Origin of the sequence: Paracoccus angustae (genome assembly GCF_042648745.1) — a bacterium.
Taxonomy (GTDB): Bacteria; Pseudomonadota; Alphaproteobacteria; order Rhodobacterales; family Rhodobacteraceae; genus Paracoccus; species Paracoccus angustae.
Genome location: NZ_JBHRXY010000004.1, coordinates 192,704 through 213,688, shown reverse-complemented (window position 1 = coordinate 213,688; position 20,985 = coordinate 192,704). Strand labels below are relative to the sequence as shown.

The window sequence follows — 20,985 nt, the reverse complement described above, 5'->3', positions numbered from 1 at the left end:
CCGAGCGGGGGCTGGCCCCCGGCCTTCGCCGCCGTCAGGCGGCAACCGCGCGGTCCAGCCCCGCCTCGGCCGCTGCGGCCTTCAGCGCCTTCAGCCCCATGGACTGGTATTCCAGCGGATCACGCTTGTCGGGGTCCTGCTCGGCCTCGATCACCAGCCAGCCGTCATAGCCGTGCTCTGCCAGGATGCGCAGCAGGGGCACGAAGTCGATGGCGCCCTCGGGGTCGCCCGGCACGGTGAAGGCCCCGGCCAGGACGCCTTGCAGGAATGACAGGTTCTCGTCGCGCACCCGCCGCGTGACGTCGGGGCGGATGTTCTTGGCGTGGAAGTGGGCCACGCGGGCGGCGTGGCGGCGCAGCACCGCCTCGGGATCGCCGCCGCCGAAGGCGCAATGGCCCGCGTCGAACAAAAGGTGCGTGGCGGGGCCGGTCGCGGCCATGAAGGCGTCGATCTCGGCAGGGGATTCGACCACCGTGCCCATGTGATGGTGATAGGCGAGCGTGATCCCCTGGGATGCAAGATAGGCGGCGAACTCTTCAATCCTGGCGCCGAACGCGGCCATCTCGGCGGCCGTTAGCCGGGGGCGGTCGTTCACGGCCCTGGCGGGATCGCCATGCACGGTGTTCGAGCATTCGCAGACGATGCAGACGGCGCAGCCGTTGGCCTTCAGCTTGGCCAGGTGCGGCTGCACGGCGGCGATCTCGTCGGCGACGCTGCCTGTCAGCAGGTTGGTCGAATACCAGCCCGAGATGAAGGCGAGGCCATAGCGGCCCAGCAGCGCCTTTAGCGCCTGCGGATCGTCGGGCCAGCGGTGGCCGTTCTCGATGCCGTCAAAGCCGATCACCTCGCCCGCCTCGCGCAGGATCCGTTCGGTCGGGATATGGGCGCCGATGGTCTGGTCGTCGTCGTTGGCCCAGGCGATCGGGTTGGTGCCATAGCGGATCATGGATGCTTCCTTTCAGTTCACCAGCCGCGCGCGGGCGGCGTTTTCGAGATAGGTCTTGTAGGCCTCGCGCAGCGTCTCCGTGCTGCCCACGGCAGGAACGGCCACGTCCCACCAGTGGCCCGCCTCCTCGGTCAGGCCGTGGGCGGGTCCGTCCTTGGCGGTGGTGTCGATGACGATCACCGTGGGGATCGGGCGGCCCCGCGCGGCGGCGATCTGCGCCTCCAGGTCGGCGATGTCCGCCGCCTTGACCGCATGCGCGCCCATGGACCCGGCATGGGCCACATAGTCGATCTGCGGCTGGTCGGCGACGTTGCAGTCCACATACATGTTGTTGAACTGCGCGCCGCCGCAGACCTGCTGCAACCGGTTGATGCAGCCGTAACCCCGATTGTCGGTCAGCACGACCGTGAAGGGCACCCGCCGCATCACCGCCGTCGCCAGTTCGCTGTTGGCCATCATGTAGCTGCCGTCGCCCACGAAGCAGACCACCTCGCGGTCCGGGCAGGCCAGCTTTAGCCCCAAGGCGCCCGCGATCTCGTAGCCCATGCAGGAATAGCCGTATTCCATGTGGTAGCCGCCCTGGGCGGGCTGCCACAGCAGCTTCAGCGCGCCGGGCATGGTGCCGGCGGCGCACATGGCGATGGCTTCGGGCGCGGCGCGTTGCACGGCGCCGATCACCTGGGCGTCGGTGGGCAGGTCGTTGCTGTCGCCGGGCGCGGCGCAATGGGCGTCCACGGCGGCCAGCCAGGCGGCGCGGGGGGCGGGATCGAAGGCCGCGCGGTGATCGCCCAGGGCCGCCGTCAATTTCTCCAGCGCCACGCGGGCGTCAGCCACCAGCGGCTCGGCCCCGTGCTTGGCGGCGTCATAGCCGTGGACGTTGATCGACACCAGCCGGGCGTCGGGGGCGAACATCGTCCGCGAGCCGGTGGTGAAGTCCTGAAGCCGCGTGCCGACGCCGATCACCAGATCCGCATCCCGCAGCACGGCGTTGGCCGCCGCCGACCCGTCCACGCCGGATGCGCCGAAGTTCAGGGGATCGGACTGCGCCAGCGACGACTTGCCCGCCTGCGTTTCCGCGACCGGAATGCCGTGGCGGGCGGCAAAGGCCGAGAGCGTTTCCTCGGCCCCCGAATAGATCACGCCCCCGCCCGCGACGATGGTGGGACGCTTCGCGGCGCGGATCAGGTCGGCCACCCGCGCCAGCTCAGTCGCATCGGGTTCGGGGCGGCGGATGCGCCACACGCGGGGTTCGAAGAACGCCTCGGGCCAGTCGTAGCCTTCCGCCTGGGTGTCCTGACAGAAGGCGAGGCACACGGGGCCGCAGTTGGCGGGATCGGTCATCACCCGCAAGGCGCGGGGCAAGGCGGTCAAAAGCTGCTCGGGCCGCTGGATGCGGTCGAAGTAGCGCACCACCGGGCGGAAGCAGTCGTTGGCGCTGACGGTGCCGTCGTCGAAGTCCTCGACCTGCTGCAGCACCGGGTCGGGGCGGCGCGAGGCGAAGACATCGCCCGCGATCAGCAGCACCGGCAGGCGGTTCACATGGGCCAGCGCCGCCGCCGTCACCATGTTGGTCGATCCCGGCCCGATCGAGGCGGTTACGGCATGGGCGCGGCGGCGCTTGGACGCCTTGGCGAAGGCGATTGCGGCATGGGCCATGGTCTGCTCGTTCTGGCCCCGCCAGGTCGGGAAGGCGTCGCCGATCCCCTGCAAGGCCTCGCCGATGCCCGCCACGTTGCCGTGGCCGAAGATCGCCCAAGCGCCCTCGACGAAGCGTTCGCCGTCCTCGGTCATCTGCACCGACAGCCAGCGGACCATGGCCTGGGCGGCCGTCAGCCTGATCGTTGCGCTCATCCTTGCACCTCTTGCGTCTTCGGTCGCGGCACGCCGCGCATCGCTTCCGTTCAGGGGCCGGTTCATGCCGCCACCTTTGCGCCCGCGCGCGCCTTGTCCCAGATCCCGCACAGCCGGCCATAGCGGCGCGCCATCTCGGCCACGGCCTCGTCGTCGGTCAGGTCGCCGTCCAGCCAGGCCCGCGCCACCGCGCCGAAGATCGTCCGGCCCACGGCAAAGCCCTTGACCAACGGGAAGCTGGCCGCCACCGCGAAGCTGTCGGCCAGGTCGGCCTCGGGCGCGTCGAGGCCCAGGACCACGATGCCGCGGGTATGGGGATCGTGCGCCTCGATGGCGGCGATGGCCTTGCGCCAGGCCACGGGCGAGGTCATCGGTTCCAGCTTCCACCAGTCGGGATAAACGCCCGCCGCATAGAACTGCCGGATCAGCGTGGCGGTGGTCTCGTTGTCCACGGGGCCGACCTTGGAGGGGATGATCTCCAGCAGGAACTCCAGGTCGTTGCGGCGCGCCGCCTCCCACAGGCGCTTCACCGTCCGCTCCTGGTCGGCGCGCGTGGCCGCATCGTCGTCAGGGTGGCAGAAGCACAAGACCTTGACCACGTTCTCGCGCGCCCACCCCTCCAGGCCGCCGCAGTCGAGGCCCAGTTCCGGCTCCAGCTCCAGCGGCCGCGACCCCGGCCACTCAGTGGGCCGCCCGATCCACAACCCGGTGCCCGACGCCGCGTGCAGCGCGTCGCGCCCGATGCGGTTGTCGCACAGGATGCCATAGCCCGCCTTGCCACCTTGGACCTGCAAGGCGGCGCGCAGGCACAGCTCCTTGAAGGCGCCGCCCTTGGCGGGGGTATATCCGGGCATCTGTTCCAGCTGCATCCGGTGGTCGAAGGCAAAGACCCGCATGGTGGACCAGTCGCCGCCGGTGCGCCGCTGCCGGTTGGTGGCCCAGTGGACCTGCTCCAGTTCCGGGTCATTGCGTAAATCAGGGCGGACCACGCCGCGCCTGAGGAAGAACTCGAGTTCCGTCAGCGAGGGATAGGCGGGCGTGCAGCCGTGGCGGCTGACCGCGAAGGCCCCGCAGGCATTGGCGTATTCCAGCGCCTTGGGCCAAGGCTCGCCGTCCAGCCAGCCCTTCATCAGCCCCGAAAAGAAGCCGTCGCCCGCCCCCAGCACGTTGAACACCTCGATGGGAAAGCCCGGCCCCGCCTCGCCTTCGTCCAGGCTGTCGGGAATGGCGCCCGTGAAGGCCACCGCGCCCGCCGCGCCCCGCTTGCAGACCAGCACGGCGGGGGTAAGGGCGCGCACCGCGCGCAGGGCGGCCACCGTGTCGGTGGTGCCGCCCGCGATGTGGAACTCCTCCTCGGTGCCCACGATCAGGTCGAACAGCGGCAGCGTCCCTTGCAGCTTGGCCGTAACCGCCGCGCTTTCCACGAACCGGCTTTCGCCCGCCCCGTGTCCCGCCAGCCCCCACAGGTTCGGGCGATAGTCGATGTCCAGAGCCGTCCGCGCCCCGTGCCTGCGGGCCAGCCGCAGCGCCTTCAGCACGGCGGCCTCGGTGCGCGGATGCGACAGGTGCGTGCCGGTCGCCAGCACCGCGCGGGCGTCGGCGATCAGCGCCTCGTCGATGTCGTCCTCGCACAAGGCCATGTCCGCGCAGTCGCTGCGATAGAAGATCAGCGGGAACCGTTCCTGATCCCGGATGCCCAGGATCACCAGCGCCGTCAGCCGCTCGGGATCGGTTTTGACCCCGCGCACGTCCACGCCCTCGCGCACCAGCTGCTCGCGGATGAAGCGGCCCATGTGCTCGTCGCCCACCCGCGTGATCAGCCCCGAGCGCAGCCCCAACCGCGCCGTGCCGCAGGCGATGTTGGTGGGGCTGCCGCCGATATACTTGCGGAACGACCCCATGTCCTCCAGACGCCCGCCAACCTGCGCGCCGTAAAGGTCGATCGAACTGCGCCCGATGGTGAGGAGATCAAGGGTCTTGGTCATGGGATCGGTCCTTGTTCTGGGGTCAAAGCTGCGCGGACACGAAGTCCATGCTGGTCTTCAGCGCGCCCTTGGGGTCGGCGGCCTCGTGAACGGCGGTGGCGAAGGGCTCGAAGCTGAAGGGGCCGTCATAGCCCGCCGCCAGCAGTTTCCGGATCTGCGGCAGGTTCTCCAGCCGGTCCGCATCGTCCACCAGCACCCGGTGCGCGTCCAGCATCTCGTCCACCGCCACATCGGCGTCGGTCACGCCCGAGATGTGGACAAGGCCGGTCCAGTCCGGGAAGAACTCGGTTTCTCCCGCCAGGTGGTGGTGGAAGGTGTCGTGCATCAGCTTGTAGGTGTTCCCGCCCCCCGCCGCCTGGATGGCGCGGATCGCCTCGGCCTTGCTGCGCAGCGACGAGACAGGAAAGCCCAGCGGCTCCACCAGCCCGGTCAGCCCGCGCGTGTCGAGGATCGTCTTCATGGCGGTCAGCGCGCCCAGCAGGTCGTCGAAGGCGACGGGCGTGCCGTCGTTCAGCGGGCACATGACCAGCGCCTTGGCCCCGCAGGCGGCGGCATAGTCGGCCATGGCCTCGGCCCGCGCGGGCAGGTCGCCCTTCCAGACGTTGAAGGGATAAAGCGCGTTGATCGACACGATGGTGACGCCGGCCTTCTCGGCCTCGGCCTTGATGTCCGCAGGCTCCCATTGGGACAGCACGTCGGGCAGGTCGTTGCGGATCTCGACCTCGGTGACGCCGAGGTCGCGGGCGGCGGCGAAGAAGTCGGGCAGCGGCAGCTTGGGCGCGGCGATATGGTTCAGGGCAAAGCGCATGGGGATCAGCCTCGGGCGTAAAGGGCGGGACGGTCGGGATAGGTGATGGCGACGGCCTCGCCCTCGGCCTCCTGCGCCTGGACGCAGGCATCCGAGGCCACGGCGGCCATGTAGCCGTCCCACGAGGTCGGGCCCGAGGCGGTGCCCTGGGCCGCGGCCTTCAGGAAGTCCTGCAATTCCACGTCGTAGGAGGCCACGAAACGGTCCTTCCAATCGGTCAGGATCGGGTTCTGCAAGGTGGCGTTCAGGCGGGTCTGGATCGCCATCGGCTCGGGGAGCTTGGCCGTGCCGTCCTCGCCCACGACCTCGCACTGGATGTCGTAGCCGTAATGGCAGTTCACGAAGATCTCGGTGTTGATCACCGTGCCCTTGGCGGTGGTCAGCGTCACGATCTGCGGGTCGCGCAGCTTGGCGTGGCTGCGCGCGCAGGACCGGGGGAAGGTCACGCGGGCGGACACATAATCGTCGTCCAGAAGCCAGCGGAACACGTCGATCTCGTGGATCAGCGTGTCGTGGATCGCCATGGGGGTGGTATAGGCTTCCGGCACGGTCGGGTTGCGGTGCGCGGCATGGACCATGATCGGCGCGCCGATCTGGCCATCCACGACCTTTTTCAGCGCGACATAGCCTTCGTCGTAACGGCGCATGAAGCCCACCTGAACCAAACGGGTGCCATGCGCCACCTCGGCATCGACGATGCGCTTGGCGCCTTCCGCCGTGGTCGCCAGCGGCTTTTCGCAGAAGCAGGGCTTGCCGGCGGCAATGGCGGCAAGGACATACTGTTCGTGCGTCGCGCCCCAGGAGGTGACCAGCACCGCGTCCACATCGGGGCTGGCGATCAGGTCTTCGCCCGTGTCGAAAACCGTGGCGTCGGGGGCGATGTCGGCGCGGACGGCCTCGGCCGAGGCGCGGTTCACGTCCGACAGCGCGGTGATGGTGCCGCCTTGCAGCACGCGGCTGATGCGGCGGGCGTGGTCGCGGCCGATGGCTCCGGTGCCGATAACGCCAATTCTGACGGTCATGGTGGGTCTCACTTCCAATATTTTTCGACGTATTGCTTGGTTTCGCGCAGCATGTAGCGGGCGCTGTCCTCGGCGCGGTCTTCCCAGGCGAAGACGCAGTTCGACAGCACGCCGTCGAACTTCATGTCGGCCAGGGTCGCGAAGAAGGTGTCCCAGTCGATCTCGCCCTGGCCGAAGTCCACGTGCTGGTGGACGCGGACCTTGGACCCCGGCGGGTTGACGATGTAGCGCAACTGCGAGGACTTGTTGTGGTCGTAGGTGTCGGCCAGGCGCACATGTTCCAGGTATCCTTCGGTCGCGCGCAGGTTCGCCACCATGTCGGGGCCGTAGAAGAAGGTGTGCGGCGCGATGAAGGAGGCGCGCACGCGGGGCGAGTTGATGGTCTTGATGATGTCCATCGCCGGGGCGATTTCCTCCAGCCAGTCCTCGGGGTGGGCCTCCAGCGACAGGGTGATCCCCTCGCGCTCCAGGATCGGGACCAGGATGTCCATGGCGCGGAAGAAGGCGCCCTCGCAGGTCTCGGGGCGGTGCAGGCCCGAGCGGTCGTTGAGGCTGCGGTCGGGGCTGCCGCCGCGACCGAACTCGCTGACGAACAGCGGACATTCCAGTTCCACGGCGAAGGCGATGGCGCGCTTCCAGTTGTCGATCGCCACCTCCCATTCGTCGGGATAGGGGCTGGCCCAGCGATACATCGGCTGGATCGAGGCCAGGCCCACGTTGTTCTCGCGCAGCGCCTGCTTGAAGGACTTGATCCGTTCGGGGAACAGCTTCGGGCGCGTCCACCACGAGAAGAAGTCGGGGCGGGGCGACATTTCCACATGGTCATAGCCAAGCTCGGCCACCTTGCGGACGGTATCCTCCAGCGACAGGTGGCGGATCATGTGCGGGTCAAGCGTGTGTTTCATCGGAGGTCTCTGGGGATCGGGTTCAAGGGCCGGGCGGGGCGGGGAGGAGGAACCCCGCCCGGCAGGGGCCGGTCACTTGCGGTAATCGGCCATGTTGGCGGGGGTGACCGGCTCGAAGGGGATCCAGTGTTCGGGCTCGACCGTTTCGCCGCTCGCGGCGGCGACGGCGGCGCGGACCGCCTGCTCGCCCTGGCCCGTGGCGTTCTGGTAGACGGTCACGTCCATCTGCCCCGCCTCCATCGCCGCCAGCCCGTCGGCGGTGGCGTCAATGCCGGCGATCACGATGTCGCCCTTGCCGGCGGCGGCGGCCAGCGCCTGCGCCGCGCCGATCGCCATTTCGTCGTTGTTGGCCACCACCGCGTCGAACTCGAGGCCCGCCGTCATCCAGGACGCGACCAGATCCTGGGCCTGCACGCGATTCCAGTTGGCGGCCTGCTTCTCGACAACCTCGACGGGACAGTCGGGACTGGCGAAGGCCTCCTCGACCATCCGGGTGCGCACAAGGGCGGCGTGGTTTTCCAAGGGACCCATCAGGATCACGGCCTTGGCGTCCTGGCGCCCCTTCAGGGCCTCGCAAACGGCGGCGGCCTCCAGGCGGCCGGCGTCGGTTTCCCGCGATCCCACATAGCCGGTGCCCTGGGGCATTCCGGTTTCCAGCTCGGCGGGCGGGTGGTTCACGTAGATCAGCGGAATGCCCGCGCCGGTGGCGGCGGCGGTGATCGCGGCGGTGCTGTCCCCATCCACCGCGTTCACGATGATCGCGTCCACGCCGTTGGCCACGAAGTTCTGGACCTGGTTCAGCTGCCTGGCCACGTCCAGCTGCGCGTCCTCGACCGACAGGGTGACGCCGGGGGTCTTTTCGGCCTCGGCGCGGATGCCGTTCAGCAGGATCGTCAGGAAGGGGTTGTCGAAGGATGTCATGGAAACGCCGATCTGCGTGTCGGCCAGGGCCGGAGCGGCCAGGGACAGGCACAGGGCGGTGGTGGCGATCAGTCTGGTCATGGCTTTGGTCCTTGAAAGGCGTGTCCGGGGAACCGGCATGCTGCCGGGGCGGTCCGGTGGCCGGGCCGCGCCGTCGATTTAGCTGGTCTTGCGGCGTTTGCGCTGGCGGTGGACGTCGGCCACCACGGCGGCGACGACGATGGCGCCCTTGATCATCTCCTGGTAGTAGGCGTCGAGGCGCAGGAACGTGAAGCCCGAGATGATGACCCCGAAGATGATCATTCCGATGGCCGTGCCCAGCACCGACCCGCGCCCGCCGTTCAGCGACACGCCCCCGATCACCGCCATGGCGATGGCGTCAAGTTCATAGGCCAGGCCCATGCCGGCCTGCGCGGTCTGGCCGCGGGCCGCGACCACCATCCCGGCAAGCGCCGCCAGCATCGCGGCGATGACGTAGACCTTGACCAGATGGCGTTCCACGTCGATGCCCGACACGCGGGCGGCCTGGGCGTTGGCGCCGATGGCATAGGTGAACTTGCCGTAGCGGGTGTATTTCATGGCGATGTGGAAGATCGCCGCCACCATGATGAAGATCACCACCGGCATCATGCCCGATCCGATCCAGGCGAAGCCTTCGGTCGGGAAGCTGATCGGCTGGCCCTTGGTGTACCACTTGGCGAAGCCGCGCACCGTGACCATGGTGCCCAGCGTGGCGATGAAGGGCGGGATCTTGGTATAGGCGATCAGCCAGCCGTTGATGAGGCCCACGATGGCCCCGCAGCCAAGCCCGATCAGCAAGGGCACGATCATCGGCAGGTCGGTCAGGCCCGGATAGACCGCGCGGGCATAGGTCGAGACCTGGGCGAAGGACATGGCGACCATCGCCACCGCGCCCACCACGGACCCGGACGACAGGTCGATGCCGCCCGAGATGATGACCTGCGTCACCCCCACGGCGATGATGCCGATGACCGACACTTGCAGGATCATGATCTTGAGCCGGTTCCAGGAAAACAGGAACGACTGGCCCTGGAAGATCCAGCCCAGGATCTCGAACACCAGGGCGATGCCGATCAGGACCAGAAGGATGTTGACCTCGGCCGGAAGCTTGCGATGGGCGCGCGGGGCCGGAGGGGCGGAGATGTCTTGGCTGCTCATGCGAATGGTTCCCTTACTTCGCCGCAAGCGACATGATCTTGACCTGATCCGCTTCCGCGCGGTCCAGGAAGCCCGACACATGGCCCTCGTGCATGACCATGATGCGGTCGGACATGCCCAGAACCTCGGGCAGTTCCGAGGAGATCATCAGAACCGCCACCCCTTGGGCGGCCAGTTCGGTGATCAGGCGGTGGATTTCGGATTTCGCGCCCACGTCGATGCCGCGGGTCGGTTCATCCAGGATCAGGATGCGGGGCTTTGTCAGCAGCCAGCGGGCGATCAGCAGCTTCTGCTGGTTGCCGCCCGACAGGTTTTCCACCGTTTCCTGAAGGTTCGGGGTCTTGACGCGCAGGGTGCGGGCCATGTCCTCGGCCAGGCGGTTGACAGCGGCCTGCTGGACGAAGCCGTACTTGACATGGCTGCGGGTGATCAGCGCCGACTGGATGTTTTCCAGGCAGTCGAGCGTCAGGAAGCAGCCGGTCTCCTTGCGGTCCTCGGTCAGGAAGGCCATGCCGTGGGCCATGGCCTGGGCGGGGGTCTTGATGGAAACCTCCTGCCCGTCGATCAGGATCTGGCCGCTGTCCGCGGGCGTCACGCCGAACAGCGCCTCGGCCACGTTCGACCGTTTCGACCCGACCAGACCGGCGAGGCCGAGGATCTCGCCCCGGCGCAGGCTGAAGGACACGTCGTGAAAGACGCCAGGCAGGGTCAGGTTGCGCACCTCCAGGATCGTCTCGCCGATGGGGCAGTCGACCTTGGGGAACATGTTGGTGATCTCGCGCCCCACCATCATGCGGATGATGTCGTCGCGGGTCACGTCGGAGGCGTTGTGGGTTCCCACGTACTTGCCGTCGCGAAACACCGTGAACTCGTCGGCGATCTCGAACAGCTCGTTCATCTTGTGGGTGATGTAGACAATGCCGATGCCGCGGCTCCGCAGGTCGCGGATGATGGCGAACAGGTGGTCCACCTCGCGCTCCGTCAGCGCGCTGGTCGGCTCGTCCATGATCAGCACGTCCGAGTTGTGGCTGACCGTCTTGGCGATCTCGACCATCTGCTTTTGCGCCACGGTCAGCTCGCTCACCTGCGCACGGGGATCAAGCTTGATGTTCAGCCGCGCGAACAGCTCGGCGGTCATCTCGGCCATCTTGTTGTGGTCGATCAGTCCCAGGCGGTTCTTCGGCTCGCGGCGGATCCAGATGTTCTCGGCCACCGTCATCCAGTTCATCAGCGCCAGTTCCTGGTGGATCATCGAGATCCCCTGCTCCAGCGCGTCCAGCGGCGAGCGCAGCGCGACGGTCTGGCCGCGCAGCCGGATCTCGCCCGCGTCGGGCTGATAGACGCCGGCGATGATCTTCATCAGCGTGGACTTGCCCGCGCCGTTCTCGCCCATCAGCGCGTGGACGGTGCCCGGGCGGATACGCAGCTGCACGTCATCCAGCGCCACCACGCCCGGAAACTCCTTGCGGATGCCGCTGATCGACAACACGCCCTCGCGCGCGGTGGCGGCGTGCACGCGGTCGATGGCGGCAGCGGTCCTTGGACTGACCATGGTCGTCCTCCGGTTTGGGAAAGGGTGCCGGGGCACAGGTCCGCCCCGGCGGCAAGGCTCAGTTCTTGGCCTGGTAATCCGCCAGATTCGCGGGGGTCACCAGTTCGAAGGGCACATAGACTTTGGTGTCCACGTCCTCGCCGCGCGCCAGCTTCAGCGCGGCGTCCACCGCGCCCTGGCCCTGGCCTGCGGCGTTCTGGAACACGGTCACGTCCAGGTCGCCCGCCTCCATGGCGGCCAGCGCGTCCTGGGTCGCGTCCACGCCGCCGACGATCACGTCATCCATCGACATGCCGGCGGATTTCATGGCCTGGATCGCGCCGATGGCCATCTCGTCGTTGTTGGAAATCACCGCGTCGAATTCCAGGCCCGAGGTGATCCAGTTCGTCATCAGGTCGGCGGCCTGCGTGCGCGACCAGTTCGCCGTCTGCTCCTCGACGATCTGGATGAAGCTGCACTCGGGGGTGGCGATCACGTCCTTGATGTCCTGCGTGCGCATCCGCGCCGCCTGATTCGAAAGTTCCCCCATCAGCACCACGGCCTTGGCCTCGGTCTTGCCGGCCTCCTTCAGCAGGCGGCAGATTTCCCGCGTTTCCAGGGTGCCGGACTCTTTCTCGTCCGAGGCCACGAAGGCCTGGTTTTCGGGAAGGTCGTCCACGTTGACCGGCTCGCGGTTGACATAAACCAGCGGGATGCCCGCGTCCGCGGCGGCCTGCGACATGGCGACCGTGGCGTCGGTATCCACCGGATTGACGATGATCGCGTCCACGCCCGAGGCCACGAAGTTCTGGATCTGGTTCAGCTGCTTGCCCACGTCGTTCTGCGCGTCCTCGATCTGCAAGGTCACGCCGTCCAGGCTGGCGGCGTGGTCCTGCATCCCGTTGCGCAGCACGGTCAGGAAATTGTCGTCAAAGAGCGCCATGGACACTCCGATATTCTCGGCCTGGGCAGCCGTTCCCATCACCGCGCAGATCGCGGTCGCCGTCAGCAGTCGCTTCATGGTCTTTCCCCTCCACTGATGGTGCGCTTGGCACCTTATTCGTTACCCCGTCCCGGACAGCGGGCCGCAGGAAGCCGTCCCTGCGGATGCAGGGTTCCGTCGGTCCGGTCTTTGGCAGGTGGCGACGACGATTCTCCTCGGGTCGTCGCACAAGGAACATCACCGAGGGCCGTTCCCCGGTCAATCAGGCCGTGATCGGTAAAACCATCATTCGTGATGGAAAATGACGCTTGCCATGATGGTTTGCCATCACGCGCGTCACAGGCTTTCCGGCGTCCAGATCTGGAAGGGCAGGAACCGCTGGCCGGGATTGTCGGTCAGCCCGTGGTCGCGGGCATGGACCATCAGGGCGATGGTTTCCTCGCAAACCTGGCGCAGGGGGGTGCTGATGACCACCGACAGGGTGCGGTCCTGCAAGGCCTCGCGCGAATCCGGGGTCAGTTCGTTCACCACCAGGGCCACGTCGCCGGGCTTGCGCAATTCGCGCAGGGCGGCGATGGCGCCCTCCATGCCTCCGCCCGCGCAATAGATGCCGACGATGTCGTTGTGGCGTTCCAACAGTTCGGTCACGGCCTCGTAGGTCAGTTGCCGCGTTTCCAGGTTGACCTGCGGGTTCAGCAGTTCGAAATCCGGGGCGTATTCGCGGAAATAGCTGCGAAATCCGGTTTCGCGCAGCTCGTGCCCGTGGAAGCGGTGCCCGCCGATAAAGACCGCGACCTTTCCGGGCCTTTTGGCGATCTTCGAGATCAGCCAGCCGACCGAGCGGCCCACCTTGATGTTGTTGGTGCCGACATAGCTTTCGCGCACGCCCTGCGCGAAATCCGACAACAGGGAAAAGGTCGGGATGCCGCGCGCGCGCAATTCACTGACGGCGGCCGTGACCTTGTGGTGGTCCAACCCCGTCGCCGCCACCGCGTCGACCTTGCCCGACAGCGCGGTCAGCAGTTGCTCCAACTCTCCCGGCAGGGTCGATTGCGCGAACCGCACCGTCACGCGGATCCGGTGCGATGCGACCTGCGCCGCGTGTTCCTGGAACAGGCGCGCGAAGTCCTGATAAAAGGGGTGGCGTTCCTTTTGCAGGATCAGCGCGACATGCAGTTCGGGCAGTTCGGCCATCAGCCGCGCCCGGATCGCGTTGGCGCCGTGGTATCCGATGCGCTGCGCGGCTTCCTGCACGCGGCGGGCGGTTTCCTCGCGCACCTTCAGGCGGCCGTTCAGCACGCGGTCGGCGGTGGCAAGGCTGACGCCCGCCTCGCGGGCCAGATCGGCGATGGTCGGACGGCGCATCCGGCCCTCCTGCTGGTGATGGAACATGTCAGAGGCCTGACGGTTTCACATCACCGCCCCGCCCGTCAAGGTTGCCAGCCGTCCCGAAGATCGACGGTCCGGCCGGCGGCGAGGGAGGCCAGGGCGGCTTCGGCCAGCCGCTGCGCCTCGTATCCGTCGCGGATGTCGGTCTGCGGGCGGCTGTCGATGAACAGCACCTCGCCGGCGCAATGCGCTTCCAGCCGCTGGTCGTATCCCAGCGGGCTGCGGCGGCTGTTGGTCATCGCGACCATCCGGCCAGATTGGGTCGGCATGGCCGCCGCCAGCGTGTCGATGTCGCCCGCGGCCCCGTTGCCTTCGTCGATCTGGCAGTCGCCGACGGCGTGAACGGCCGCGATCTCCTCGCCGCACAGGAAGCGGCCCTGGTCGAAATCGTGGATCGCCTGGTCGCGCAGCATCCCGCCCGAGCGGCGGACATAATCGACGGGCGGCGGGGCGGGGTCGAGGGTATGCATCGCCAGCTGTTCCAGCCGCCCCGCGGCGCCCGAGGCGATCCGGTCCCGAACGGCGCGGAAGTTCGGGTCGTACCGGCGCTGAAAATCCATCATGCAGCGGATGCCGGACGCCTCGACCGCTTCGGTCACGCGAGCGACCGTGGGCCAGTCCAGCAAAACCGGCTTTTCGCAGAACACCGCCAGCCCGCGTTTGGCGGCCGCCAGCAGCAGGTCGGCATGGCTGGCGGTGGACGAACAGATGACGATGCCGTCCAGATCGTTCGCCAGGACCTGCGCGGCGTCCGACCGCCGTGCGCCAAGCCGCGCCGCCAGCGCGTCGCAATCGGCCCGGGGATCGACCAGATGCGCGACCCTCACGCCGGGGAATGGCGGCGGCGTTCATCGCGTGGACCGCGCCGATGCGGCCCGCGCCGAAAATGGCAAGGCGGATCATGCCCGGGCCTCCGCCTCGATCCGGTCCACGCGGACCCAAGCCCCGGCGTCGCAGGATGCCAGCACGGCATCCGCCACGGCGGCGGCATGGATGGCGAAATGGATGACCTCGCCGATATCGCCGCCCGCGACGATCTGCCGCGCAAGCTGGGTCGCGGGGTTCTTGACGTTATTGAAGCCGGTCATCGCGACGCGTCCGCTGGCCTGCGCGGCGCGGGCCATTGCCGCCGCCTCTCGGGCGGTGCGGCCCAGGGGCTTCTCGCAGATCACGTGCTTGCCCGCTTCCAGGGCGGCAACCGCCATGTCGGCATGCAGAAAGGTGGGCGAGGCGATGGCGACCGCCTGCACGTCCTTTGCCGCCAGCAGATCGCGCCAGTCGCCGGTGCCGCGCGCGACGCCGAAGTCCCGCGCCCGGCGTTCCGCCCCTGCCGCGGCCGTTGTCGCGATCACGCGCCTTGCCGCGCGCAGCGGCATCTCGTACACCGTCGAGACCTGCGACAGCGCGATGGCATGGGCCTTGCCCATGTAGCCCGCGCCGATGACGCCGAAACCGACAGCCGCCATGTGTTTCCTCTGTTCCCGTGGCAGGCCAGGGGCGGGCCGCGCGGCCCGGCAAGCGCGGGCTTGAGGGGAAACCCTCAGACGCTTTCCGGCATGAAGATCTGGATCTCGGTGGCGATGGACCCGGCCTCGCCGTCCAGCCGGCCGATCAGGCGGGCCATGGTTTCCACGGCCAGCCGGGCCTCCAGCATGGGCTTCTGGTCGATGATCGCCTGCACCTCGCGGGCCTTCAGCATGAGGCGGCGTTCGGGGGTCAGCTCGTGGGTGACGATGGCCAGAGGGCGCGACCGGCGCAGGGGGGCAAGCGCCGCCGCCAGTTCCGAACAGCCGGTGGTGCACAGATAGATGCCTCGCAGGTCGGGATTGGCCCGCGCCGCGCGCAGGGCCATGGCGGCGGCGGTGGCCTTGTCCTCGTGCGTTTCCAGCACCTCGCTGACGCGGACGGCGGGATGGCGTTCGGCCAGCACGTCGATAAAGCCGCCGCTGCGCGCGCCATGGCCCGGCATGTCGAAGCGGCCGATCAGCACCAGCGCCTCGCCCCCGCCCTGCCCGATCAGATAGCCCATCAGGTCGCCCGCCACGCGCCCCGACTGGCGGTCGTCGGGGCCGACAAAGGCGGCGCGGCCCCGGGCGGGCACGTCGTCGGCCATGGTCACCACGGGGATGCGCGGGGGCAGCGCCTCGATCGCGGCGACGATGGGGGCTGCCGCGGGCACGGTCAGGATCATTCCGTCGGCCCAGGCGGCGGCGCGGGCGATCCGGTCGGCGATGCGGTCGGGCTGCGCGGGGTCGATCTGTTCGACCTGGAACATCAGGTTCAGGTCGCGGTGGATGGCGCGGGCCTGGTCGATCCCGCGCCGCAACTGGTCGTGGAAGGGGTTCGCCGGCGGCTGGATCAGAACCGCGATGCGCTTGGCCGCCCTGGGCCTGATCACCAGGCCGCGGTCCAGCCCCAGGCGGCGGGCGGCGTGCAGGATCGCCCTTTCCTTGTCCGCCGAGACCCCGCCGCGCCGGTTCACCACCCGGTCCACGGTCGCCACCGACACGCCCGCGGCGCGGGCCACGTCCTCCAGCGTCACCTTCGCCATGATCCCCCCTTTTTGCGCGCGAGACTGGCGGATTGAGGGCTTCCCCTCAAGTCCTTCCTTTGTCCCGCGCGACCTGGCCGGTAATCCTGCCGGTGACGGAGGACAGCCATGACCATCACCATCACCACCGCGCCCTGCTGCTGGGGCGTGGACGACATCGCGAACCCGAACCTGCCCCCCTGGCGGCAGGTGCTGAGCGAGGCCGCAGCCGCAGGCTATGGCGGGCTGGAGCTTGGACCCCATGGCTACATGCCGCTGGACCCCGAGGCGGTCGCGGCGGAACTGAGCCTGCGCGGGCTGTACGTCGTCGCGGGCACGATCTTCGACAATCTCGTGGACCCTGCCAACCGCGACAGCCTGGAACGCCAGGCCCGCCGGATCTGCGCGGTGATCACCGCGCTGCCCAAACCCCCGCTTGCCGCGGGCCAGCGGTTCGCGGCGCCCTATCTGACGGTGATGGACTGGGGGCACGAGGCGCGCGATTACGCCGCGGGCCATTTCGACCGCGCGGTGCGGCTGGACGATGCGGCCTGGGCGGGCATGGTGGCCAATATCCGTGCCGTCGCCCGCATCGCCCGCGACGAATGGGGCGTGCGCGCCGTGATCCACCCCCATGCGGGCGGCCACATCGAATTCGCCGACGAGATCGCCCGCATCGCCCGCGACGTGCCTGCGGACGAGGCGGGTCTGTGCCTGGACACCGGCCACGCCTTCTATGCCGGAATGGATCCGGTCGCCGCGCTGGACCGCCATTGGGACCGGCTGGACTATATCCACTTCAAGGACATCGACGCGGCGAAACACGCCGATGTCATGGCCCGCCGCATCCGCTTTTTCGACGCCTGCGCCGAAGGCGTGATGTGCCCCATCGGCGACGGCTGCATCGACTATCCCGCGATCAAGACCCTGCTGGACCGGCGCGGCTATGCCGGCTTCGTCACCGTGGAACAGGAACGCGACCCGCTGAACGCGGGCGGATCGCTGGCCGATGTCGGGAAATCCCGCCGTTATCTTGAAACCGTGGGCTTTGCCCGCCCCTCCCAGGAGACCGCCCGATGATCAACGGCACCCGCTTGACGAAATCCGCGATCCGCTGGGGCATGGTGGGCGGCGGCAAGGGAAGCCAGATCGGCTATGTCCACCGGTCCGCCGCCCTGCGCGACGGCTATTTCGACCTGAAGGCCGGGGCCTTCGACCTGGACCCCGGCCGAGGCCGCGATTTCGGGGTCGAACTGGGCCTGGACCCCGACCGCTGCTATCGCGATTACGGGACGATGTTTGCCGCGGAATCCGCGCGTTCCGACGGCATCCGCTGCGTGACCGTCGCCACGCCGAACAACACCCATTATCCGATCACCCGCGCCGCGCTGCTGGCCGGGCTCCACGTCATCTGCGAAAAGCCCCTGACCTTCACCACCGCCGAGGCGCTGGACCTGCAAGCCATCGCCGCCGAACGCGGCCTGGTGGTGGGCGTGGCCTACGGCTATTCCGGCCACCAGATGATCGAGGAAGCCGCCCGCCTGGTCGCCGACGGCACCCTGGGCAGGATCCGCATCGTCACCCTGCAATTCGCCCACGGCTTCCACAGCCAGGCGGTGGAAGGGGACAGTCCGGCCACCCGCTGGCGCGTCGATCCGGCCTTTGCCGGACCCAGCTATGTCCTGGGCGATCTGGCAACGCATCCCTTGTACATCGCCCAGGTGATCTGCCCGGATCTGCGGATCAGGCGGCTGCTCTGCACGCGGCAAAGCTTTGTCGCGTCCCGCGCGCCGCTGGAGGACAACGCAACCGTGCTGATGGAATACGACACGGGCGCGGTCGGCACCTGCTGGACCTCGGCGGTGAACGCGGGGGCGATGCACAGCCAGAAGGTGCGGGTGGTGGGGTCCAGGGGCTCGGTCGAATGGTGGGACGAACATCCCAACCAGCTGCGGCTGGAAATCCAGGGCGAACCCGCGCGCCTGCTGGACCGGGGGATGCCCTATCTGCACCCGCAGGCGCTGGCGGACGACCGCATCGGCGCGGGTCATCCCGAGGGGCTGTTCGACGCCTGGGCGAACCTGCACTACCGCTTTGCCCTGGCCATCGAGGCTCATGAGGACGGCGAGCCGTCCCGCGTGTCCGGCCTGCGCTTTCCCGGCATCGCGGCAGGGGTCGAGGGCGTCCGCTGGGTGGAACATTGCGTGCGCTCCGCCGACGCGGGCGGAGTCTGGGTCGATTACGGCTGACGGCCCGGCGGCGATTGCCATCCTGTCGCCCGGGGGCGCTTCAATCCGATTGGGTCGCGGTCGGGACGGCATCGTCCGTGGCGGCGATGCCGCCCCTTCCCGGACGCAAACGGCGCCGCCCTAGCGCCGTTTCCGACGCGTGCCGCCGGGGACGCGCGACAGGAAGCCCGGCGGGCGGCGGCTGACCCATTCGGCAAATGCGGCCAGTCGGGGATGGGTGCGCAGCGCCTCGGGCGTGTTGAAGCTGCGGGCCAGATCCTTTTCGCCGATCGCCGCGTGGATTTCCTTGTGGCAGATGTGGTGCAGCAGCACGACCGGCCCCTTGGCGCCGCCCCGGGACCGCGGGATCAGATGATGCAGGCTTTGCGGCACGCCGGGCGGGATCGGGCGCAGGCAAAGGGGGCAGAGGGGATCGTCGGTCATGGCGCCCATATGGGAACCCGGCGGCCCCGGGGGAACGGCGGCGCCCGATCCGTGTTCACCGGCATTGAATTCCCCACGGGCCTGTGGTTCAGGCAAGGCCGATGAATGTCGCCGCTTTTCCCGGACAGGCCTTTCTTCCGGCCCAAGGCCCCGCCCCGATCCTGGCGGGCTTCGAATGCGGCCGGCTGCACTGGAACGGCCACGATCTGCTGGATTCCACGAACCACCTGCCGCAGGGCGCCATGGGGCATCATTACGCCGTGGCGCGGGATCAGGGGGTCGCGGGCGCGCGGGACGGGCTGTCCTGGCGCCACGACATCGCCGCGCGCGTGAATGCCGCGCCCCGGGGCTTTCCCGTCATCTGGGATTTCGTCCATTTCGACGCCCCGCCGCGCCCCGTCCGGCACGCGGTCGCCTGCTGCCTGGCCCTGCCCCCCGATGCCTGGGCCATCGCCGTGAACGAACCTTCGGTCGGACGGCGGGTGTCGGGCATGACGCCGGGGCGCGCGACCGACATGGCGCTGAGGATCATGGCGACCGCGGCCTGCCTGCCGGCCCGGCCCCGCTTTGCCACCTGCGATCCGTTCCACCACCTGCACCCCAATGTCTTCAAGGCGACCGACCGGCTGGTCGCCAGCGGCCATGTGCGGATGGTCGGCGTCAACTATTACCCCCATCACGCCGTCGAGCCGCTGCACCGCGTCCTGCGCGCGGTGGCCGACCGATACCGCCTGCCGGTGATGATCACGGAAACGGGCTGGCACGAGGGATTGCCCGCCGCGCGCCGGCGCTTCCCCCATGTCCGCGACCGTTGGGGCTGGCTGGCCCATGTCCAAGCCGAGATCGCGTTGTCGGGCGTGCCCGTCGCGGGCCTGTGCTGGTATCCCTGGCTGGACATGCCCGCCTGGGACGATCCCCGTCACGGACGCTGGCCTTGCGGATGGCCGGGACGGCAGGCGTGACGCATGGAAAAGGCCCGGGCATCCCCGGGCCTTTGGCCTGCGCGGCAGGGCCAGATGTCAGTCCCGCTGGGGCCATTCGAAGGCGGGCGCGCTTTCAAGCGCGGCGCGGTCGGCGGTGAAGACGATGAAATAATCGTCCTCGGAATCGCCGTCGCGGATCACCCGCAGCTGGTCCATCGAAACCGAGACGGTTTTCTCTCCCATGCCCAGGAAGCCGCCGATGTCGACCAGCACGGCCTTGATCTCGCCGGTTTCGCTGATCACCAGGTCGTCGATCTCGCCGATGCTGTCCCAACCTTCGTCGGCATCGTTATAGGTCGCGGTGGTGTCGGGATCTGTTTCGGACACGTAAAGGTTCTTTTCGATGAAATCGTCGGCCGACATGTCGGTCGGCGCCGCCGTGTAGCCAAAACCGCCCGCCGCCGATGCGGGCGCGGTCGTGGTCGTGGTCATGGTGGTGGCGGGCGCCTCGGTCGCGGGGGCCGGCTCTGCCGTCGTTTGCGCCAGGGCCGGGCCGGCAAGCATGGCGATCAGCGCGGTCGATGTCAGAAGCTTGGTCATCGTATGTCTCCTTCGTAAAATCCACAGGGGAAGTGACCGAAGAACCTGTCATATCAGGCAAAGTTCCGGCCGAATGTCCGGCAAGGGGCAAATCGGGCCGTCAAGGCGCCCCCGACACCGGCAACATTCCCCGGTCCGCAGCCGGGAACACAGCCAACAAAAAGCAAGCGCCGGAACATGACGATTGTTCGCCGGTTTGCATGTCGTCCACATCAATGGAGAGACGCCGATGGAACGTAGAACGCTTTTCGCGGCCGGAGCCCTGGCCGCCGTGATGCCCGTCGCCCGGCTGGCCTATGCGCAGACCGGAACCGACGCGGAAAAGCAGAACATCCTGCTGGCCGGGAACTTTGCTCTTCTCAGCAGCCGGATGGCGGCCGACAAGGCCGCGGACGCGGCGGTCAAGGCCTTTGCCGCGCTTGAAGTGTCCGAGCAGGAGGCCGTCGCCACCGCCTTTGGCGCCGCCCCGTCCGAGCAGCTGACGGCGGAACATGCCGCCATGATGGAACAGCTGTCGGCCCTGTCGGGTGCGGAGTTCGACAACATGTATCTGCAAGGCCAGATGACCGGGCACGAACAGCTGCGCGCCCTTCACGCGGGCTATGCCCAGAACGGCAGCGATCCCCGGGCGCAGGGCGCCTCCATCGTGGCGGTTCCGGCGATCGACTCTCATATGTCCATGCTGCGGGCCATCCAGCAACGGCTGGGTTGACCGCACCACGCACCGCCTTGCCTTCGGCGGCGGAAGCGCGCTTTGCGCCTTTCACGCCCACACCGTGC

At 68.4% G+C, this 20,985-nt stretch carries 20 protein-coding genes; 4 read left to right on the top strand and 16 right to left on the bottom strand.

Features of this window, described 5'->3' with window-relative positions; genetic code table 11:
* Positions 1-34 precede the first annotated feature (34 nt).
* From iolE to ACFOM8_RS08025, 14 genes are all read right to left on the bottom strand, one after another.
* Entirely contained in the window at positions 35-946 is a 912-nt protein-coding gene (gene iolE / locus ACFOM8_RS08090) for a myo-inosose-2 dehydratase (protein WP_377760962.1), read from the bottom strand.
* A gap of 12 nt (positions 947-958) precedes the next feature.
* On the bottom strand, positions 959-2,797 hold the full coding sequence (gene iolD / locus ACFOM8_RS08085; RefSeq protein ID WP_377760961.1) for a 3D-(3,5/4)-trihydroxycyclohexane-1,2-dione acylhydrolase (decyclizing): 1,839 nt from the start codon (positions 2,795-2,797) through the stop codon (positions 959-961).
* Between the two features lie 62 nt (positions 2,798-2,859).
* Positions 2,860-4,782 carry a bifunctional 5-dehydro-2-deoxygluconokinase/5-dehydro-2-deoxyphosphogluconate aldolase gene (locus ACFOM8_RS08080; RefSeq protein ID WP_377760960.1) on the bottom strand — a complete coding sequence of 641 codons (1,923 nt, stop codon included), beginning with the start codon at positions 4,780-4,782 and terminating at the stop codon, positions 2,860-2,862.
* A 22-nt stretch (positions 4,783-4,804) separates the two neighbouring features.
* A complete protein-coding gene (locus tag ACFOM8_RS08075) occupies positions 4,805-5,590 on the bottom strand; it encodes a TIM barrel protein (RefSeq protein WP_377760959.1) in 786 nt (261 codons plus the stop codon).
* Between the two features lie 5 nt (positions 5,591-5,595).
* Positions 5,596-6,612 carry a Gfo/Idh/MocA family protein gene (locus ACFOM8_RS08070; protein WP_377760958.1) on the bottom strand — a complete coding sequence of 339 codons (1,017 nt, stop codon included), beginning with the start codon at positions 6,610-6,612 and terminating at the stop codon, positions 5,596-5,598.
* 8 nt (positions 6,613-6,620) lie between these two features.
* On the bottom strand, positions 6,621-7,517 hold the full coding sequence (locus ACFOM8_RS08065) for a sugar phosphate isomerase/epimerase family protein (protein WP_377760957.1): 897 nt from the start codon (positions 7,515-7,517) through the stop codon (positions 6,621-6,623).
* Between the two features lie 72 nt (positions 7,518-7,589).
* Positions 7,590-8,519, bottom strand: a complete 930-nt coding sequence (locus ACFOM8_RS08060; protein WP_377760956.1) for a substrate-binding domain-containing protein — start codon at positions 8,517-8,519, stop codon at positions 7,590-7,592.
* A gap of 78 nt (positions 8,520-8,597) precedes the next feature.
* A complete protein-coding gene (locus ACFOM8_RS08055) occupies positions 8,598-9,617 on the bottom strand; it encodes an ABC transporter permease (RefSeq protein ID WP_377760955.1) in 1,020 nt (339 codons plus the stop codon).
* A gap of 13 nt (positions 9,618-9,630) precedes the next feature.
* Positions 9,631-11,169: a sugar ABC transporter ATP-binding protein gene (locus tag ACFOM8_RS08050; RefSeq protein ID WP_377760954.1), complete on the bottom strand. Its 1,539-nt coding sequence runs from the start codon at positions 11,167-11,169 to the stop codon at positions 9,631-9,633.
* A gap of 58 nt (positions 11,170-11,227) precedes the next feature.
* Positions 11,228-12,169, bottom strand: coding sequence for a sugar ABC transporter substrate-binding protein (locus ACFOM8_RS08045; RefSeq protein WP_377760953.1), 942 nt, complete (start codon positions 12,167-12,169; stop codon positions 11,228-11,230).
* A gap of 258 nt (positions 12,170-12,427) precedes the next feature.
* The gene (locus ACFOM8_RS08040; protein WP_377760952.1) at positions 12,428-13,483 is read right to left on the bottom strand and encodes a LacI family DNA-binding transcriptional regulator; all 1,056 of its coding nucleotides are present in this window, start codon (positions 13,481-13,483) and stop codon (positions 12,428-12,430) included.
* Between the two features lie 38 nt (positions 13,484-13,521).
* Positions 13,522-14,307, bottom strand: coding sequence for a Gfo/Idh/MocA family protein (locus tag ACFOM8_RS08035; RefSeq protein ID WP_377760951.1), 786 nt, complete (start codon positions 14,305-14,307; stop codon positions 13,522-13,524).
* Positions 14,308-14,379: 72 nt separating this feature from the next.
* A complete protein-coding gene (locus tag ACFOM8_RS08030; RefSeq protein WP_377760950.1) occupies positions 14,380-14,946 on the bottom strand; it encodes a Gfo/Idh/MocA family protein in 567 nt (188 codons plus the stop codon).
* 74 nt (positions 14,947-15,020) lie between these two features.
* Complete coding sequence (locus ACFOM8_RS08025; protein ID WP_377760949.1) at positions 15,021-16,031, bottom strand: LacI family DNA-binding transcriptional regulator; 1,011 nt, start codon at positions 16,029-16,031, stop codon at positions 15,021-15,023.
* A gap of 108 nt (positions 16,032-16,139) precedes the next feature.
* Here ACFOM8_RS08025 and ACFOM8_RS08020 point away from each other — a divergent pair, with 108 nt between their 5' ends.
* Together ACFOM8_RS08020 and ACFOM8_RS08015 are read left to right on the top strand one after the other, a co-directional pair.
* Positions 16,140-17,090, top strand: coding sequence for a TIM barrel protein (locus ACFOM8_RS08020; protein ID WP_377760948.1), 951 nt, complete (start codon positions 16,140-16,142; stop codon positions 17,088-17,090).
* On the top strand, positions 17,087-18,259 hold the full coding sequence (locus ACFOM8_RS08015; protein WP_377760947.1) for a Gfo/Idh/MocA family protein: 1,173 nt from the start codon (positions 17,087-17,089) through the stop codon (positions 18,257-18,259). Before ACFOM8_RS08020 ends, ACFOM8_RS08015 begins: the two co-directional genes overlap by 4 nt.
* Positions 18,260-18,379: 120 nt before the next feature.
* On the opposite strand, the gene ACFOM8_RS08010 is transcribed toward ACFOM8_RS08015, so the two are convergent.
* Entirely contained in the window at positions 18,380-18,682 is a 303-nt protein-coding gene (locus ACFOM8_RS08010; protein WP_377760946.1) for an HNH endonuclease, read from the bottom strand.
* Positions 18,683-18,783: 101 nt separating this feature from the next.
* Between ACFOM8_RS08010 and ACFOM8_RS08005 the strand changes: the two genes are divergently transcribed.
* Positions 18,784-19,644, top strand: a complete 861-nt coding sequence (locus ACFOM8_RS08005) for a hypothetical protein (RefSeq protein WP_377760945.1) — start codon at positions 18,784-18,786, stop codon at positions 19,642-19,644.
* A 57-nt stretch (positions 19,645-19,701) separates the two neighbouring features.
* Here ACFOM8_RS08005 and ACFOM8_RS08000 read toward each other — a convergent pair whose 3' ends face one another.
* The gene (locus ACFOM8_RS08000) at positions 19,702-20,205 is read right to left on the bottom strand and encodes a PRC-barrel domain-containing protein (RefSeq protein WP_377760944.1); all 504 of its coding nucleotides are present in this window, start codon (positions 20,203-20,205) and stop codon (positions 19,702-19,704) included.
* Positions 20,206-20,434: 229 nt separating this feature from the next.
* On the opposite strand from ACFOM8_RS08000, the gene ACFOM8_RS07995 reads away from it, so the two are divergent.
* Positions 20,435-20,917, top strand: a complete 483-nt coding sequence (locus ACFOM8_RS07995) for a DUF4142 domain-containing protein (RefSeq protein WP_377760943.1) — start codon at positions 20,435-20,437, stop codon at positions 20,915-20,917.
* Positions 20,918-20,985: the final 68 nt, after the last annotated feature.

What these genes read in the sequence shown, in the direction of transcription:
- ACFOM8_RS08070 (WP_377760958.1), bottom strand. Translation starts at nt 6,612, where the DNA reads ATGACCGTCAGAATTGGCGTTATCGGCACCGGAGCCATCGGCCGCGAC.
- ACFOM8_RS08075 (WP_377760959.1), bottom strand. Translation starts at nt 5,590, where the DNA reads ATGCGCTTTGCCCTGAACCATATCGCCGCGCCCAAGCTGCCGCTGCCC.
- ACFOM8_RS08065 (WP_377760957.1), bottom strand. Translation starts at nt 7,517, where the DNA reads ATGAAACACACGCTTGACCCGCACATGATCCGCCACCTGTCGCTGGAG.
- ACFOM8_RS08080 (WP_377760960.1), bottom strand. Translation starts at nt 4,782, where the DNA reads ATGACCAAGACCCTTGATCTCCTCACCATCGGGCGCAGTTCGATCGAC.
- ACFOM8_RS07995 (WP_377760943.1), top strand. Translation starts at nt 20,435, where the DNA reads ATGGAACGTAGAACGCTTTTCGCGGCCGGAGCCCTGGCCGCCGTGATG.
- ACFOM8_RS08000 (WP_377760944.1), bottom strand. Translation starts at nt 20,205, where the DNA reads ATGACCAAGCTTCTGACATCGACCGCGCTGATCGCCATGCTTGCCGGC.
- ACFOM8_RS08025 (WP_377760949.1), bottom strand. Translation starts at nt 16,031, where the DNA reads ATGGCGAAGGTGACGCTGGAGGACGTGGCCCGCGCCGCGGGCGTGTCG.
- iolD (WP_377760961.1), bottom strand. Translation starts at nt 2,797, where the DNA reads ATGAGCGCAACGATCAGGCTGACGGCCGCCCAGGCCATGGTCCGCTGG.
- ACFOM8_RS08040 (WP_377760952.1), bottom strand. Translation starts at nt 13,483, where the DNA reads ATGTTCCATCACCAGCAGGAGGGCCGGATGCGCCGTCCGACCATCGCC.
- ACFOM8_RS08020 (WP_377760948.1), top strand. Translation starts at nt 16,140, where the DNA reads ATGACCATCACCATCACCACCGCGCCCTGCTGCTGGGGCGTGGACGAC.
- iolE (WP_377760962.1), bottom strand. Translation starts at nt 946, where the DNA reads ATGATCCGCTATGGCACCAACCCGATCGCCTGGGCCAACGACGACGAC.
- ACFOM8_RS08055 (WP_377760955.1), bottom strand. Translation starts at nt 9,617, where the DNA reads ATGAGCAGCCAAGACATCTCCGCCCCTCCGGCCCCGCGCGCCCATCGC.
- ACFOM8_RS08005 (WP_377760945.1), top strand. Translation starts at nt 18,784, where the DNA reads ATGAATGTCGCCGCTTTTCCCGGACAGGCCTTTCTTCCGGCCCAAGGC.
- ACFOM8_RS08010 (WP_377760946.1), bottom strand. Translation starts at nt 18,682, where the DNA reads ATGACCGACGATCCCCTCTGCCCCCTTTGCCTGCGCCCGATCCCGCCC.
- ACFOM8_RS08050 (WP_377760954.1), bottom strand. Translation starts at nt 11,169, where the DNA reads ATGGTCAGTCCAAGGACCGCTGCCGCCATCGACCGCGTGCACGCCGCC.
- ACFOM8_RS08045 (WP_377760953.1), bottom strand. Translation starts at nt 12,169, where the DNA reads ATGAAGCGACTGCTGACGGCGACCGCGATCTGCGCGGTGATGGGAACG.
- ACFOM8_RS08015 (WP_377760947.1), top strand. Translation starts at nt 17,087, where the DNA reads ATGATCAACGGCACCCGCTTGACGAAATCCGCGATCCGCTGGGGCATG.
- ACFOM8_RS08060 (WP_377760956.1), bottom strand. Translation starts at nt 8,519, where the DNA reads ATGACCAGACTGATCGCCACCACCGCCCTGTGCCTGTCCCTGGCCGCT.
- ACFOM8_RS08030 (WP_377760950.1), bottom strand. Translation starts at nt 14,946, where the DNA reads ATGGCGGCTGTCGGTTTCGGCGTCATCGGCGCGGGCTACATGGGCAAG.